We start from the raw sequence: 15,804 nt of genomic DNA on the forward strand, positions 1-15,804 counted from the left end.
TCAGACCCAGAGGATGTGGGGCGCCAAGAGCGCCGAGACCGTCAATGGCATCCGGTCACCGGTCGGCAATTCGCCCTCCCGGTTCTGATAGAGATGCGCCACGTAGAGCAGCAGCGCCGTGCGAAGATCTCCGGGAACATCCTGAGCAGCGCCATAGCCCACGGTCATCCGGATCTTCACGCCTCCCTCGACCCCAGCCATCGCGTGCGGCCAGTAGGTTCCGGTTGCCGGCACCAGCTGAGCCGGCGTCATGTGATCAAGAAGCCGCCAGCTGCCATCGGCGAGGCCCGTATCGACCCCGTCGACACCCTCGATCGATATGGCATCGACCGACTGCACAGGCGCCGTTGGCAGCAAAATCTGGGAACGTAGGTCATCGCGGCGCAACTCGACCACCCGCGTGACCAGACTGCGCCGCGTATAGGCTTCGACCGAGGCGCGGGCTGCAGCAATATATCCCTGCAGCAACGCATCTTCTTCCGCCCCGTCGACCCGCACATGCGTCTTGACCAGGTCCAGATCGATCGGCTCTTCGGTCGGTGGGGTAATCGTCGACAGGGTCATGCCACGAGCCTCAGCTTGCCGCCGCGCCGTTGCCGGGCTTGGTGGCCTTCTGCTTCTCAAGGGCCGCCTTTTCAGCCGCCGCCCGATCGGCCTCGGCCTTCTCGGCCGCCGCCGTCTCAGCTGCCGCAGCTTGGTCGGCTTCGGCCTGCTCGATCGCAGCCTTTTCCTCGGCGATCCTTGCGGCGACGGCCTCACGCTGTCTGGCGACCTTCGATTTGCCCTCGACCCAGCGGCCGGTCTCGACGAGCTTCTTGGCGAGATCGCTGTCGATCGACACCGGCACGTGAGGCTCGGCGCGGCCATAGGCACCCACCTGCAGCATCAGCGGGGTGATCATTGTCTTGGACATCCTCATGCCTCCGTATCGAAATGCGCCGGGGCGGGCTTGTCCGCCCCGGTCAGGTCATGCGTGCCGGATCAGACCACCAGGCCGAAGTCGCCATAGATCAGCGAGCCGGGCCGCTTCACCCCGAGCGCCAGGCGTTTCTCGGCCAGCACGGTGATCATGTTCTTGACGAAGTTGTCGCGATCCTCGGTCGAGATCAGCACCTCGGTATCGGCGCGGTCGTAGATCGTCGCCGCGACGCGGAAGGCACCGACGAGGAACTTGTCGACGCTCATCGCCATGGTGCTCACCACCGGTCGCCCCCAGAGCACGGGGCCGGAGAAGTTCAGCGGGTTCGCGAAGATGTAGCGGTTCTGCGCGTCCTTGCTGGTCTCGATCACCATCCAGTCTTCGGGGTTCAGCACCATGCCGTCCGCCGGATAGAGGTTGAGCGTGGCCTCGAGCATCGCCACCCGAAGCTTGTCGATCAGCGTCGGGTTGGAGATCTTCGCTTCGGCCGCGCCACTGTAGGCGGTGGCATTGGTGATCAGGCCGGACAGGTTCTGGCCGAGACCGTCGCCAGCGAGAAGCTGGGCATCCTCGACAAGGTCGAGACCATAGCGCAGCTCGGTGTCGATCAGCCCCTGCAGCTGCGGCAGGTCCGCCATTGCCTGGCGCGAGACCGGGATCCAGTGCGCGATGGTCCGCACGATGGCATCCTCGGGGCCCCAGGCCAGCGCGCTTTCGGGCTTCAGCCCGCCTTCGGCCACGGGTGCAGCGGCATTGGTCCGGCTGGTCTGGCGCGCGTAGTTCGCGCTGGAATCGGTAATCGGCACCGAGGGGATCAGATCGCGGATGCGACGGTCCTGCATCGGCAGGCCGACCACCTCGGGATCGCGGTAGGGGTCGCCAAGCGCACCTGCCGAACCCGAAGCCGTGGTAATGGCGTTCTGCACCTCCATCTTGACCGTGCCGGTCCCGCTGTAGGCCTTCACCGCCTCGTTGGCAGTGACGGCCTGTCCGAGGGTCTGACGGGCATCCCGGCGCCCGCCATCGCCGCGCGCCGCGAGGCGCTGTTCGATCTCGAGGTTCTGGGTCTGCAACCCCTCGAGTTGCGACGTCAGGGCGTTCACGCTGGTGCTCAGCTTGCCCTGTTCGGTCAGCAGCCGGTCGGCGGTGGCCTTGGTCTCATCCGAGACCTCCCCCGAACGACGGGCTTCCGCCATGGCGTTTTCAGCGGTACGGCTGACATTGTCGCCGACCCGCTTGAGTTCATTCGTCAGCTCGCGGAGCTGGGTCTCGGTGTTATCCAGCGGCATGAAAAGTCCCTTTCGTATTGCGCGCCAAGTCCAGAAGGCCAGCAAGGCCTTCGCTCGCGGCAGCGTCCTGCATGCCGCTCGACCGGCCAGCGTCGTGCATGGCCGCTTTGAGGTCGTTGATCAGTTTCCGGCTTTCGCCGCGGCTGTGGCCCCCGCGCGAGAGCGAGGCCTCCAGCCGGCGGATCGCGTTGGTGGCCCGGGCTTCCGGCGCGGTCTGGCTTTCGCGCGCCGCATCCTCGGCCAGATAGCCGTCCACGAGCCCGGCCTCGATCGCGCGCTTGCCCGACAGCCAAGTGCCATCGCCGCGCCCATCCAGCATCGTCGAGATCGCGCTGAGCTCGGTACCGGATCGATCTGCGTAGATCTCCGCGAGCACCTCGTCCATCGTCTCTTGCCAGTCGGCCACCTCGCGCAGCGCGTGGCGGTCGCCGGCGGCGATCACCTGCGTATTGTGCAGCATCATGAACCCGGCCTTGGGGATGCGGATCTCATCACCCGCCATCGCGATGAATGAGGCCGCCGAGGCCGCAAGGCCGAGAATGTTGACCGTGACCTTGGCCGGGTGCTCGCGCAGCGCGTTGTAGATCGCCAGGCCTTCGAAGAAATCACCGCCAGGGCTGTTGATGTTGACCGTCACGTCGCGCGTGCCGATCGAGCGCAGCGCCGCCGAGATCCGTTTCACGGTGACACCGTCGCCCCAGAAATCCTCGCCGATGACGTCGAGGATCGAGATCGAGGCCTCGGGCGCCTCCTCTCGCGCTTCAAGGTTTTCGACCCAGCGCTCGAAGGCGCCGACCGGCATGTTGGTGCGCAGGTTGACGGGGCGTGCGGTCGGAGCCGCTCGCAGGGATCGGATGGACATCGGTCTCTCCTAGGTTCTGGGCGGCTGCGGGGCGTTGACGCGCGACAGCAGTTCGTCGAGCGTGATCATCGCGCCCTGCACCAGCAGGCTGTCTCCGCCCTCGATGCGCGGCAGGTTCAGTTTCTCGCGGGCTTCGTTCGGCGTCATGATTCCGCCATTCACCAAGCCGAGAAGGAACTCGCTCTTGGCCTTGCTCTCCATCTGCAGGATGCCTTCGCGGTTCCATTCCGCGTAGGCGTTCCGCTGCACGGGACGGATGAGATCGCGGCGAATGCGGGCCTCGATCCGGCGCATCAGCGGATTGAGGCCTTGGCTCATCCAGCTGATCAGGATCTGCTCGACCCCCGTGCCCCACATCGTCTGCCCCTTGGCCGAATGACCGATGACGATCGGAGGAACACCGAACCACCGACAGATGTCCTCGATCGTGAACTGGCGCGTCTCGAGCATCTGCGCGTCCTCAGGATTGAGGGTCGCGGGAAGCCATTCGAGCCCGGCCTCGAGCACCATCATTTTGCCGGCGTTCGAGGATCCGGCGTAATTCGAGAGCATCGCCTGCAGCTGCACCCGTTGGTCCGGCGACAGCGTCTGCTTTGCCTTCAGGAAACCCGAGCCCTGCATACCGTTGGCGAAGAGCTTGGCTGCGGCCTCCTCCGCCGCGAGGCCCGCACCCATGCTCTGGACCCCGTAACGGATCGCCGACAGTCCCTTCAGACCGCCGAAGCCGAAGCCCCGGACGTGGAAAACCTTCTCGGCCGGCAGCGTTTCCTCACGGCCGCGATCCATGACGCGGTACCGCAGTTCACCACCGACGAGGATCGGCTCGACCAGGGCAGCAGGCATGGGATCGAGCGCCGAGAGATGCCGCCCGGTGTGGATCCGTTCCGCATAGCAATTGCCATTCGCCAGGAGCCAGGCAATCTGCCCTTCCCAGTGCTCCATCGCGGTCTGCCGTGCATTCGGCGTGACGGTGAGGATCTCGGACAGCCGGTCATCGACCGGTTGGCGGCTGCCACCCTCGCGCTTTTCGTAGACGCTGAGCGGCAGCGCGGAGATCGTCTGCGCCGTCTGACGGATGCAGGCCCAGACTGCCGACAGCTCCATCGCGCTCTCGACCGAGACCTGCCGCCCAGCATTGCTTTCACGCCCATGGACCGCAGCCCAGCCCCCTGCCTGATCGGCCCGCAGGCGCCGCTCTTTGCCCAAGTCACCCCCGACCAGGTTGTTGCGGACCCGGGGCACCGCCGGGATCGAGGTGGGCCGATCGACTATCTTCACCTCAGACCACCATCACGGGCTGGGACAGGAAGTCATCGAGGCGCAGGGCCGTTGCTTGCGGATTGCGCGCCATCAGCAGGAACGCGTTCAGCGACGCGATCAGCGGATCGATCTTCGCCTTGCCCGCGGTTTCCTTGGTGATGATCACGGCATTGCCTCTCTGTTCGGTCTTCGCGTTTCCGAGAACCCAGTCCATCATGGGCTGGCCCCCGTGCCGGAGCGTCCCGTTCTTCAGCTTGCGCTCCATTCCCCAGATCGCCGGGGACAGCCGGTAGCCCTGCGGGATCGCGACCAGCAGATCGTCATCGATGCCGCGACCGACGAGCTCATCGACGATCGCCGAGATCCCCGCCGGGTCGAGACCCACGGCGCCATTGTCCGGCAAGAGGTCCGCCTTGAAGAGCCGTTCCACGTAGTTCGCGAGATCGACGACATCCTGCGTCGGATCCTCGCCGGTCAGGATCGTCAGGTCCCCTGCCGTCTCGAAATCATGCAGCCGCGGCGCGATCTCCTTGCGCAGCTCGAGCACCTCGGGATGCGCCCAGGCATGCGCCCAATGCAGCCATTTCTTGGTCTCGCGGTCCCGGCCGATCACCGCGAGACCGAGAAGGTCATCGAGACCGCCGCCATCGACGCCTGCGACCGCGACCTCGCTGCGCGCGATCAGCTCGTCGAGGGTCAGGCCTTCTTCGCCCGCGCTGCCCCAATGCCGGGCGCCGACCCAGCTGTCGGTCTTGAGCCCGACACCCACCTCGACGTTGAAGTGCTGCGAAGCGAGGAGCGCCATCGCCGCGGGGCCGTCGCGCTCCGCGACCAGCAGCTGGTCTGCCAGGAACTGCGGATCGACCGAGACGCCGAGGTTCGGGTTCACCAGCCCCCAAGTCGCGGGCTTCTTCCAACCGCCCCTCTTCGCCATGCTTTCGGGCAGTTCGTAGAGCACCGCCAGAAGCGGCAGCCGCAGATCGCCGTCGCGCACCGCGCGAGCCTTGTCGAGCTCCTGCTTGAAGACACCGGCCGGTGGCTCCTTCGACTGGGTCGTGATCTGCATCAGAAACCCGTCGGGCCGCGCGGCCAGCGCGCCCCGGATCTCGACGAAGACTGCCGCCGCGCTCGACTTCTTCGCGAACTCGTGCGTCTCGTCGATCAGCGTGAACGTCGCCTTGCCGCCTGTGATCGCGTCGGTGTCTGCCGCCTTCACGGCGATCTCGGCACGGCTCACCCGATGGACGATCTTGCGCAGGTGATCGCGCACATGGAACGTCTTGGTCAGCGCAGCGTCGAGGCGGATGATCCCCTTCGCCTGCTTGAAGGCAATCTCGGCGATGGTCTTGGTCGGCGCGATCAGCAGCAGCTCGGCCTCTGGCCGCTCGTTCATGATCGCGGCCGTGACGATGATGGCCGCGGCGATCGACGACTTCCCGTTCTTCTTCGGGATCAGGAGGAAGAACTCCCGCAGGGCCCGTCTTTTTGTCTCGGGGTCGTAGCTGCCGAAGATCGCCGCGACCAGGTCGAACACCCACTGCTCGCAGGCTTCGCCATAGGTCGGAGTGCCGATGATGTCGGGCACCCGCAGCCGTTTGAATATCCGCAGCGCCTTCTGTGCCATCACGTCGAACAGCGGCAGATTGGGGATCAGGCTCTCGCGGTTGCGGATCCGCTGTTCCCAGTCCGGGAGCGCGGTGTCCCAGGCATCGCCGACATGGTGCGCCATGCCGGCCTCAGTTCACCATGCTGGGGAACTGCAGGTCGTCTCCCCATTCGTCGTCATCACCGGCGCCCGCGGCTTCGGCATCGAGCTGCGCCTGCTCTTTCTTGCCAAGGCGCGCGACCTTTGCTTTGGCCTTCCCGCCCGCGGGCTTGTCCATCCGCTGGCCCGCGCGCATCAGGTCGGATCGCTCGATCATCTTGCTCAGCTCTTTCAGCGCGCCGACATTGCCGGCGTTCGCCTGCTCCATGACGATCTCGAAGCGTCGGGCATCGAGGCGGTCGCGCATCTGATCGCGTTCCTTCAGCTCGGCTCTAAAATACCGCTTCAGCGTCGCCTCGGAGACCGGGATCGCCGCCGCCACGCGGGTGTTGGACCACCCGAGAGCCAGCAACAGCTTGACTTTGTTACGATCTTTTTCGGTGGCCTCATATGGCGGTCGACCACGCTGGCCCTTGCCGGGCCGAGCAGGATTGCCGAACAGGTCGAAAATCTCGTCAGCCACGAAAAAAACCTCCACGTGAGATTAGGCGCCGGTCTAGAGATCGCGGCCCTTCCAGGTTTCGACACCCCCCTCCCCTTTCGTCCGATTTGACGCGGATTGGCCGGAACCGCGCCGTTCTTCGCGCTGTTTCGCGCTGTCGTGACACCATTTGCACAGGCACTGCAGGTTCCGGCGATCCCAGAACAGCGCGGGGTCACCGCGATGCGCGACCTTGTGGTCCGCGACCAGCAGCGAGGTGTCGCTCTCGACCCGCTTGCACCGGATGCAGGTGAACGCGGCCTCGACCAGCACCTCCCATCGCAGCGCCTGCCAGCGCGCCGTCTTGTACCAGCTGCGCCAGGCATGGCGCGCATCGCGCTCCCGGCTTTCACTTGGACGCTCGACGTAGGAGAGCCGCGGCTTCAAGGACCGAAGCGGCTGCCCCAGCTGCTTCAGTCGGCCCATGGGCTCGCCCTTCGATGTTCGGAAAAGGAAACGCCCGGTCGGGTCTCGGGTCCCGCCGGGCGCACTTGGTGATGATGCCCTAAGGGCTACATCCGGTCGGCTTAATCGAAAAGCCCCTTTTTGCTGTCAGAGGGCATAGAGGCGATCCAGTGCCCCGCACAGCGCCTCCCTAAGGGGGCCACGCGTCCTTTGTGTGTCAGCCCATCCGTACTGCCTGCGAAGCTCGTTGATCGTCATGCTCTGCACGCACACCGCGTCGACCAGCTGGCGAGCGCGGATGGTACGGCGGGGATCATCCGCCCGGCGGCGCTGGGGTGCGAGCACCACCTCGCCGCCGATCGCGCGCAGCATCCGACGATAGCGCTGGATGTCGTGGATCACCGCATCAATCCAGGACGACGAGCCATCGCCCGCCTTTGCCTGCCCCTCGATCGAGGAGCACTTGACGCCCGCGGCCTCGACCCGCTCGGCCAGCGCGGCATAGACGCGGCCCGCCTCGACCTGAGCGACTGTAAAGAGCGCGGGGCCCTCGGGATCGCGGCGCCGCGCCTGCAGTTCCATCCGGTCGAAAGCATCGACGGTCGCGGCCGGGTGGAAGCCTTCGGCCGTGGCGCGCCGGGTGCGCAGCCCCGAGGGCGTCATCACCGTCTCGTACTGGCGCAGCACCCGCATCGGCCCCCGGCCGGGCGCGACGGGGATCTCCGGGCTGCAATCCGCAGGCGGCTGAGCGCCATCAAGCAGCGCCTGCACCCGATCCACCTCCTCCGAGAGGCGATCCTTCCCGGTGACGGGGCGCGCGGTGAGACCGAGGAGGCTGAAATGCTGAGACATGGGCAGGGCTTTCTCAATATGTGGTGGCCTTGATAAGCCGGGATCTAGGTCTTGTGGTTGGTCATCTGGGATTAGGGAGGAACGGGAGGATAAGTGACGTTCATCAAGCTATCCTCCCTGATCCCCCTTCCTTCCAGTTCGCTGTATTCGTTGGATAAAAAGGGAAGGAGTAGAGGATAGGGAGGATAGGGAGGATAATTCCGGTATACGCATAAGGGCCTTCTTCGGGTCTTGTGGCATCCAGAAACACGCGCGTACGCGTATGCGAAAATCATCCTCCCTATCCTCCCTCGGCTCCCTCGGCGGGGTGCAAGCGATTGATCTGGTTATCCTTCCCCCGCACCCCCTTTGCCGCATCATCCTCCCGCCGGGGTCGCCATCCTCCCCATCCTCCCGCCTGTTTTCATGAGTAGGGGTCCGGGGCCCAATCGCTTGCCGCGCCTGACGACGACGAGGTCGGCGCGCTGCCATAGCTGCCGCCGCCGGCGCTATCCGCCATACGCTGCTTGAACTCTTCCGTGAGGAGTAGGCCGCGATAGCCCGCGATGCTGCGCTTGCCGTCGGTGAAGGTAAGCCCCGAGCGACGGTCGCGGTAGTGGTCCGCTTTGGACCTGAGCCGCAGCTGTACCGTGCGCGGCGTCCATTGGCTGTCGCCGCGCTCATCCATCCAGAAGTTGAAGGCCGTGACGAGATCCTTGGTCCGCGTGTAGGCCTCGGGATCGCCCGTGACCTCGCAGCATTGATCGAGGAAGCTGCCGACGGGATCGCTCTCCTCTCGATAAGCGCGGGTCGCCTCTGCCACGCTCTCCGGTATCTGCAAGCCGACCTCGAGGTAATCCTCCAGACCCTCGATCAGCCAGTTCAGGATACCAGCGCGCTCCTCCCAGAGCTTCTTGCCCAGGTTCGGATCGCGCTCCTCTTCGGGGATCTGAACCCCGAAAAGGACCATCAGTACGCGCCGCCAGATGCCGTCATCGGTGCCGCGGATCTCGAGCTTGTGGTTGCCCGAAATCACCAGCTTGAACTTGGGGTTCACCTCGACGAAGTCCTCACGCAGCGCGCGCACCAGGATCGGCTCGCCGCCGGTGAGCTCCTTGATCGTGCCTTCCTTCAGACGTTCACCCTGTTCAGGCTCAGAGGCTCGGACCATGCGAGCGCCCATCAGTGGGATCAGGTCGGGCGTGGCGTCCGCGCCGCCGCGCTTCGACTGGCCGGTCAGGGATTCAATCTTCGCCGTGGCGGAGTAGTCGCCCATCATCCGGGCCATGAGATCGACCAGGACGGATTTGCCGTTGGCCCCGTGGCCGTAGAAGAAGACAAGGTTCTGCACCACGACGCCCGTCATCGAGAGCGCGAACCAACGCTGCAGGAAGCCGCGGATCTGCGGGTCGGGCTGGATGCGGCGCAGGAAGGCCTCGAAGAGGGGCGCCTTTGCCTCCGGATCATGCTCGACCGGCATGCACTTGGTCAGGTAGTCCTCCCGATCGTGCGGTCGCATTTCCCAAGTCGCGCGCTTCGGCTTGCTCTGCGCCTCATGCACAACGAAGTGCAGCGTGCCCGACGCGATGTTGATCGCCAGCGGGTCGGCGTCGAGCTCGTCGAGCGTCTTCGACAGCGTCACGCCCGCCTCGGTCAGCATGGCATCGATCTTGCCGGTGTTGCCGGTCGATTTGGCGAAGGTACGGTGCTCGGTCTTCCGCTTGCCGAGTGCCTTCTTAACCGCGATCGCGGCGTCGACCTTGCGCAGTGCCGTGGCCAGCGCAGCCTCATCATCATCGCTGCGCTCCTCGAGTGCCCGGATCCGACGCACCTCCGCCTCGGCATTCGGCAGGGCGTCGAGCCGTTCGCGCTCCCAGTCTTCCAGAGCAAGGTGACGCACCTCGTCTAGCATCCGGTCGCTGACCGACTGGGCCAGCCGGCGCACGGCCAACCCGTTGCTGTCCTGCGCCCAGCGGGTGCCATCCCATCCGAACCATCCGACGCGCGGCACCTGCGTCACGTCGCTGCCGTGATAGAGCACGAAGCGTCGCCCGTTTCCGACATCGTTGAGCGGATAGCCCGATCCTTCGACCTCCGGCGCCGGGGCGGCGTTCGGGTCTTCGGGATCCTTCGGTGCATCCGTTTCTTGATCGCGCGGATCGGCGGGATCATAATCGGGGTCCGGGGTGTCGGCTGCGATCGGCACATCACCCATATCGACCTCTTCGGCCGAGGCGATGCGATCGCGCACCTCGCGCAGCGGATCAAACTCATCCGTCATTGTGGGTCCCTCGTGAGAATATCGTTCAAATCCTGTCCCTCGCCCGCATGGACGATGGAGATGCTGTCGAGCCCTCGGATCCGCGCCCGGGCGCGGCGCAGGCCGGAAAGAAGCTGGGCGCGGGTCACGCGCGGGTCGCTGTCGCCGTCCTGGATGAAGACCAGGCGGCGGATCCATGGCGGCGGCAGAAAGGCACTGTCGTCTTCGAGGTCGGGGACCCCGGCATACTTCATGCCCTTGCCGCGCAGCACGCGACGCCCCGCCATGTTGCCCAGATCGATCCCGGCCCAATAGGCCGCGCCGGGCAGCGCATCGGCAGCAAGTGCGGTCAGCGTCGTCTCGATCCCCTCGCCCATGATCAGCGTGTCGAAATCGCCCGGCCGGGGCCGGTGATGCGTCAGCCGGATCGCGCAGCCCTTTTTGGAGCCGAGGCTTTTCTTGCGATCGAGTATCTCGCCATCATGCAGGATCCGCGCCTTGCCCTGCGGCCGGTCGAGATCGAACCAGGTGCGATGCACGGCCGAGAACTGGCCCGAGGGCATCTGGATCGCCGCGAGCATGGCCGGGCCCCGATGGACCTCCTGCCAGCCACGCCCCTCGGCCGGGATCATGTAGGGCAGAGCCGGCGCATAGCGCAGGCAGGGCGCCGGGGCCGCCGCGACCGTGTCTGGCAGGCCGCGCAGCCGCAGGTAATCGACCACGGGAGAGCCAAGGGCAGGCTCCGCCCCATCCCATAGGGCACGCGCGGCCGAGACGGCTTCGGCGCGCTTGCGCTCCGCCACCCGCTCCGCATTGGCCCTGTCGCGCTCGCGCGCCTCTTCGCGCTGTCGGCGGACCTCGGGATCGATCTGCTGTTCCGCCTCGCCCACCAGCCATGCCAGCGCCGCCTTGAAATCGCAGGCCAGCACCAGCTCGACGAGGCGCACGCCATCGCCACCGCCGCAATGCCGGCAGTTGAAGACGCCGAGATCCGGATTGATCGAGAACCGATCCTTGCCACCACAGACGGGGCACGGCCCAATCTGCTCACGCGCGGCAGGCTTCAAGCCCCGAATATCAAGCCGGTGCGCGACCTCCGCGATGGGGATCAACCGCGCTTCATCCAAACGGGGATCATCCATCGTCACAGACCCCCGGTCAGGCGCTCTTGCGCCGCATCAGATCGCCCGGCGTAGAGCATCAGCAGCGCGCTGCGCAGCATTTCGTCCGCCTGATGCGGCTTGATGCCGGGCGCCCCGTGGGCCACCCGCCCCGCCTGCACCCGCACGAGCTCGATCGGCTCCGCCAGCGGTTCATCCTTAGGATCGCCAAGGCGCAGCAGCACCTCGCGCAACCGCGCCCGCAGGCTGTTGCGCACATCATCCGCACGAGCGGGGGTCAGGGCATAAGTCACCGAGGTCTCGATCATCGCCGCCAGTGCCGCGCGGTCGATCGGGTGGCGCGCGCGCTCAGCCATGGCCAGCCTCGCGCTGCCAGGCATCGAAGCCGCGCGGCAGATCTTCCGTCAGCAGCGTTTCGGCCCGGCGGATCTCTTCGGTCGTCGGAATCCGTGACCAGCTGCAGATGAAATCGAGCAGCGCCTGACCGGCCGCCACGTGATCGTCGGGCAGATCCCTTAGAAAGACGTCGACGGCGCCCTGTGCCAGAGCATCATCCGGCACGAGCTCAGCCGCGCGCGCGGTGAAGGCGGCGATCTCGCCTTCGGTCAGCGGTCGCTGCTTTGCCTTGAAGGCTGCCGTCATGGCCGCCAATCCGAACGCTACGAGGGTATTTGTCATTCCTGATCCCCCGAGCTACGCGGGGCGACGACCAATTCGCGGCGCAGTGCCACGGCGCCATTGGGCTCGCGCAGTCGTGCGAGCAGGCGTTCGGCCACGGCGGAAGGCTCAAAACCGGCCAGATCGCACACCATGGCGAAGTCGCGCGAACCGATCCATGCCGGCGTGGCATCGTTTGCCTTGATCGGCGCGCCCAAATGCACGTCGATCGCGGACATCAAGCACTGGCGAAGCACTTCCTGCCAAAGCGTCCGGCAGCGCGCGACATCGGCGCTGTCCGTGCCCGCCCACCAGTGCTCGGGCCAAGGCATGCGCCGCTCGGTTTCGCAGGTCGCCTTACGGTTTGCAGCCTCTACCCGAGCTTCGATCTGGAGCTGAAGGGAACGCCGGGGGCCGTCTCCCGCTTCCGATGCGATTTGCGGACTGGGCTGACGTCGCTTGCCGTCCAGCGCAGCGAGATCGGCCAGGATGTCCGAGGACCCCACCGGGGTGGAAACCGGCGCCGCGGCAGCGGCGCGCAGGGCAGCGAGGATGTCGATAGTCATGACGGGATGCCTCCTTCGCGATGCCAGCGCTGCAGCATGGCGGTCAGCGTTTCGGTGAGCAGCGCCATCTGGCTGCGCTGCGAATAGCCGGGCTGCGTCCGCAGCCGCGCGACATCGGCATTGATCCGTGCCAAGTCGAGATGATCGATGAAGGGGATCAGCGGGCCGAGCCGGATCTTCGGCGTCGCGATCACGGCGGCGAGGATCGGCTTCAGCGTTTCATTGGTCCAGGCTTCGACGAAATTGCTGCCGAAGGTGCTCCGCGAGAGCGCAGTCAGCGCCAGGGTCACCGCTCTGCCATGCCCGGCCTCGACCATCTGCCGGATGGCCGACACCGCATAGACCTGACGCACCTGCCGCTTTTCGCTGCTGGCCTGCACCGTCATCAGATGGCATCCGGCCGCAGCTACCACCTGCTGACACTCGACAGCCCAAGCCTCACCCGCCGCCAGCGCGGCCTTGAACACTTGGATCGGATGCACACGCGTCATCTCGCCATTGATCCCGGCGAAGGCAGCGGCCTGAGCCGCGGGATCGAGATGGTTGATCGCGCCGGGCACGGCTGTGTGCCCCACAAGCGCGGCGGCATGGGTGCGGTGCTGCCCGTCGATCAAGGCGAGCAGGCCATCCTCGACCGGGGCGGCCATGACAGGCGAGAAACGCTTCCAGGTGAAGCTACGGGCGATCTTGTGGATGATCTCCCAGTTCGCCTCAAGGAGCGGACGCTGGTAGCGGTCGTCGATCACCAGTCGTTCGATCGGGATCCAGGTGATCTTGGGGCGATCCTCGATTGGGATCTCATCCGGTATCGGCTGCCCTGCCGTGACGATTGGACGGTAGATACTCATTACCAATAGCCCTCCAGCACCCGCACCGGACCTTCGCCGGATTCTGCCAGGTCCGCCGCGCGCACCCGGTTCGTGGTGGTCAGCACGACGCGCTTGTCGGCACCGTCGGTCCGGGCGATGGCGAGACAGGTTTGGCCGGCGCGGCGGCGCTCGAGCCAGCTCAGTACGGTATCGTCGGTGTAGATCCGTCTCACGCGCTGACCCCCTCAAGGTGATCGGCAAGCGCGCGCAGCTGCGCGGCCATGTCGGATGGCACGGGACCGGAGAAGATCGGCTTGCGATCGACGGCCCGGAGAGCCTCGCATGCGATCAGCGCGAAGAAGGGTGTATTGCCCGGCTCAGACACAACCTCGACAGCGAGATGCGCGAGCGGAAACCGGACCCGAGGGGCCGTCGAAGCCTTCATGATCTGCTCTCCTCGTCGTTTTTTTTGTTCAACGCGGCCTTATCGACCGCGCTGTCTCACGGCCTCGGCGCGCATCCGCACCAGGACCCCCATCGCCTCGTCGATCTGCAGGATGGTGTCGTCGCAGTCGGTCGTGCTCATGCTCAGCTTGGCCCTGAGCGCCGAAGCCACGACGTCGCCGAATTCCTTCGCCGCATCGCCGCTCAGCGTGATCAGGCATCCCGGCCCGCTCGCCTCGAGCGGTTGGAAGACACCGCCGCCGAGCGCGCAGAAATGCTGTGCGAGGGGCAGTGCCGAGGGCCGGTGCATGCGGCTGAGCCGGTCGAGATAGTTGACCCCGAGCCCGCCCTGCCGCTTCTCGTCGACGCGGGTGCCAAGGCTCAGCAAGGCCGTCGAGACGCCGATATCCGAGGCGGTGTTCTCAAGCCCGCCATTGGCCTTGTAGGCAGCGGCGATCGCGGACTGGATGCTATCGGGACGGTTGTTTCTCACCGTGAAAACCTCGCAGGGGTGTTTACTCGACCACCGGCGCTCGAAGCCCCAGATTGAGGGCATGGGACAAGCACGGCACACAGGAACAGGATGGGGCGGCGCATCAGGCGGCGGGAGAAGCTGGCGACGGCGGATGAGCCGTCATGTACGACCTAAGTCGATCCACGTTTCTCATCGTCGGGCTCGATCTGCCCTCGACCCATGCATCCCACTGCCCCCAGCTGGCCCCCAGTGCCTCCCTAAGAACCAATGCCGGCGACTTGCCGGTAGCGGAGGCATAGGCCTCGATCTCGATGATTAACTGTTCCATCCCCGCAAAATGGGGAAGTTTCCCCAGTTCGTCAATGGGAAACTTCCCCGTAACTGGCGGATCTTACATGGGGCAATATCCCCACATGGAAGAATCTGACGAATTTTTGGTGGGCTTACGAAATGTCATGACGGCGAAAGGCCTCAAGCCATCTCCGCTGTCCGAAAGAGCCGGCCTCGGCACCACTGCGATCCGAGATCTCTATCGCAAGAAAGCCGCCTCGCCGAAGCTTTCAACGGCACTGAAGATCGCAGATGCGGTCGAGATGTCAGTCGATCAGATTATCGCAGCGGCACATACTCCGGTCGATCTACCACACACCATCGCCATCGCTGGCAAAGTCGGTGCCGGCGCGCATGTCCCGGTGATCGACGCCTATGGCAAAGAGGGCGACGGCCCTCAGGTCGAGGCGCCGCCGGGCTTGCCCAGCTCCGGCATCGTCGCTGTCGAGGTCGAGGGCGATTCAATGGAGCCGATCTACAGCGCGGGCGATCTACTCTTCTACACCCGTGCCGTAGCCGACGGCGTGCCCTCCGAAGCAATCGGACGGCGCTGCGTCTGCGAATGCGAGCGCGGACTGGGCTGGGTCAAACAGGTCAAGCTCGGCAGCGAGCCCGGCCTGTTCAACCTGATCTCGCTTAACCCAGGCGCCGAGAACCAGCACGATGTGAAGCTCAAATGGGCGGCGCCGGTGCGTCTGCACTGGCCTGCTGATCTAGCGAAGAGGGTCGGGTGAACAAGATTATCAACTCAACCGGTCGTATCGAACAAAGCTACGCACCTCCCTGGCACCGAAATTGGGGAAAAACAGTTATAATAGCCGCTTTTACTGCTGCTCTTGGTGCTTTCGCTACACCTGCCACCACGCAGATCATCAGTGATGCTGCACTTGAAGAATGTCGCGCTGAAACAGTGCCCTTCACCAGCGTGGCAAGCTGCGCTCCCATGACTCAAGTTGCGCTAGACATGCTGGCCGTTATCGATGAGCCGCACCTACTGGGTCCTGCGGGGGCCGAACTATCACAGCGCTGCGCCGAAACTACGAGCCGCGCCGTGGAGCAGTGGAACTGTGTACGAATTGCGGTTGATGAGGCGGCACAGCTACGCGCCATGATCGAGGATCCCGCACGGGTTGGAGATCCGCTATTTGCTGATCTTTCCGATCCAGAGCGGCAAGCGGCGTTCGCTAAGGCTGTGGAAGAGGCGGTTCACCGGGTTTATTCAGCTGGCGAATGACCGAACAAGCGAAGGCCCCCGGAAGCGGTAAGCAGCCACTTCGATCTGCAGCTTCTCAGGGGCATCCAGTCCATTTTGGGGAAACTTCCCTATTTA

General features: G+C 65.2%; 20 protein-coding genes. 2 read left to right on the forward strand and 18 right to left on the reverse strand.

Annotation, left to right across the window (positions count from 1 at the left end; all coding sequences use genetic code 11):
- From CJ301_RS08445 to CJ301_RS08530, 18 genes are all read right to left on the reverse strand, one after another.
- Nucleotides 1-564 carry a head-tail connector protein gene (locus CJ301_RS08445; protein ID WP_099276287.1) on the reverse strand — a complete coding sequence of 188 codons (564 nt, stop codon included), beginning with the start codon at nt 562-564 and terminating at the stop codon, nt 1-3.
- Between the two features lie 10 nt (nt 565-574).
- Nucleotides 575-913: a hypothetical protein gene (locus CJ301_RS08450; protein ID WP_099276289.1), complete on the reverse strand. Its 339-nt coding sequence runs from the start codon at nt 911-913 to the stop codon at nt 575-577.
- Nucleotides 914-981: 68 nt separating this feature from the next.
- The gene (locus CJ301_RS08455; protein WP_099276291.1) at nt 982-2,208 is read right to left on the reverse strand and encodes a phage major capsid protein; all 1,227 of its coding nucleotides are present in this window, start codon (nt 2,206-2,208) and stop codon (nt 982-984) included.
- Nucleotides 2,195-3,070, reverse strand: coding sequence for a head maturation protease, ClpP-related (locus CJ301_RS08460; protein WP_099276293.1), 876 nt, complete (start codon nt 3,068-3,070; stop codon nt 2,195-2,197). The genes CJ301_RS08455 and CJ301_RS08460 overlap by 14 nt, the downstream gene beginning before the upstream one ends.
- Before the next feature lie 9 nt (nt 3,071-3,079).
- The gene (locus tag CJ301_RS08465) at nt 3,080-4,348 is read right to left on the reverse strand and encodes a phage portal protein (protein WP_099276295.1); all 1,269 of its coding nucleotides are present in this window, start codon (nt 4,346-4,348) and stop codon (nt 3,080-3,082) included.
- Nucleotide 4,349: 1 nt separating this feature from the next.
- A complete protein-coding gene (locus CJ301_RS08470; protein WP_099276297.1) occupies nt 4,350-6,059 on the reverse strand; it encodes a terminase large subunit in 1,710 nt (569 codons plus the stop codon).
- Between the two features lie 7 nt (nt 6,060-6,066).
- On the reverse strand, nt 6,067-6,558 hold the full coding sequence (locus CJ301_RS08475; RefSeq protein WP_099276425.1) for a helix-turn-helix domain containing protein: 492 nt from the start codon (nt 6,556-6,558) through the stop codon (nt 6,067-6,069).
- A gap of 33 nt (nt 6,559-6,591) precedes the next feature.
- Entirely contained in the window at nt 6,592-7,002 is a 411-nt protein-coding gene (locus CJ301_RS08480; RefSeq protein ID WP_099276299.1) for an HNH endonuclease, read from the reverse strand.
- 126 nt (nt 7,003-7,128) lie between these two features.
- Nucleotides 7,129-7,833: a hypothetical protein gene (locus CJ301_RS08485; RefSeq protein ID WP_099276301.1), complete on the reverse strand. Its 705-nt coding sequence runs from the start codon at nt 7,831-7,833 to the stop codon at nt 7,129-7,131.
- Nucleotides 7,834-8,236: 403 nt separating this feature from the next.
- Nucleotides 8,237-10,093, reverse strand: a complete 1,857-nt coding sequence (locus tag CJ301_RS08490) for a DNA primase family protein (protein WP_099276303.1) — start codon at nt 10,091-10,093, stop codon at nt 8,237-8,239.
- On the reverse strand, nt 10,090-11,139 hold the full coding sequence (locus CJ301_RS08495; protein ID WP_254050109.1) for a DUF7146 domain-containing protein: 1,050 nt from the start codon (nt 11,137-11,139) through the stop codon (nt 10,090-10,092). The genes CJ301_RS08490 and CJ301_RS08495 overlap by 4 nt, the downstream gene beginning before the upstream one ends.
- 77 nt (nt 11,140-11,216) lie before the next feature.
- On the reverse strand, nt 11,217-11,549 hold the full coding sequence (locus CJ301_RS08500) for a hypothetical protein (protein ID WP_099276307.1): 333 nt from the start codon (nt 11,547-11,549) through the stop codon (nt 11,217-11,219).
- Nucleotides 11,542-11,871, reverse strand: a complete 330-nt coding sequence (locus CJ301_RS08505) for a hypothetical protein (RefSeq protein WP_162620468.1) — start codon at nt 11,869-11,871, stop codon at nt 11,542-11,544. Before CJ301_RS08505 ends, CJ301_RS08500 begins: the two co-directional genes overlap by 8 nt.
- The gene (locus CJ301_RS08510) at nt 11,868-12,416 is read right to left on the reverse strand and encodes a hypothetical protein (protein ID WP_099276311.1); all 549 of its coding nucleotides are present in this window, start codon (nt 12,414-12,416) and stop codon (nt 11,868-11,870) included. The genes CJ301_RS08505 and CJ301_RS08510 overlap by 4 nt, the downstream gene beginning before the upstream one ends.
- A complete protein-coding gene (locus CJ301_RS08515) occupies nt 12,413-13,264 on the reverse strand; it encodes a ParB/Srx family N-terminal domain-containing protein (protein WP_099276313.1) in 852 nt (283 codons plus the stop codon). Before CJ301_RS08515 ends, CJ301_RS08510 begins: the two co-directional genes overlap by 4 nt.
- Entirely contained in the window at nt 13,264-13,458 is a 195-nt protein-coding gene (locus CJ301_RS08520; protein WP_099276315.1) for a hypothetical protein, read from the reverse strand. The genes CJ301_RS08515 and CJ301_RS08520 overlap by 1 nt, the downstream gene beginning before the upstream one ends.
- Complete coding sequence (locus CJ301_RS08525) at nt 13,455-13,670, reverse strand: hypothetical protein (RefSeq protein WP_099276317.1); 216 nt, start codon at nt 13,668-13,670, stop codon at nt 13,455-13,457. Before CJ301_RS08525 ends, CJ301_RS08520 begins: the two co-directional genes overlap by 4 nt.
- Nucleotides 13,671-13,709: 39 nt before the next feature.
- Nucleotides 13,710-14,162: a hypothetical protein gene (locus CJ301_RS08530; protein ID WP_099276319.1), complete on the reverse strand. Its 453-nt coding sequence runs from the start codon at nt 14,160-14,162 to the stop codon at nt 13,710-13,712.
- 377 nt (nt 14,163-14,539) lie between these two features.
- Between CJ301_RS08530 and CJ301_RS08540 the strand changes: the two genes are divergently transcribed.
- Both CJ301_RS08540 and CJ301_RS18700 read left to right on the forward strand, forming a co-directional pair.
- Entirely contained in the window at nt 14,540-15,208 is a 669-nt protein-coding gene (locus CJ301_RS08540) for a helix-turn-helix domain-containing protein (protein WP_099276323.1), read from the forward strand.
- Nucleotides 15,205-15,708: a hypothetical protein gene (locus CJ301_RS18700; RefSeq protein WP_162620469.1), complete on the forward strand. Its 504-nt coding sequence runs from the start codon at nt 15,205-15,207 to the stop codon at nt 15,706-15,708. The genes CJ301_RS08540 and CJ301_RS18700 overlap by 4 nt, the downstream gene beginning before the upstream one ends.
- Nucleotides 15,709-15,804 lie beyond the last annotated feature (96 nt).

Origin of the sequence: Limimaricola cinnabarinus (assembly GCF_002723615.1) — a bacterium.
In the GTDB taxonomy this organism is placed as follows: domain Bacteria; phylum Pseudomonadota; class Alphaproteobacteria; order Rhodobacterales; family Rhodobacteraceae; genus Limimaricola; species Limimaricola cinnabarinus_B.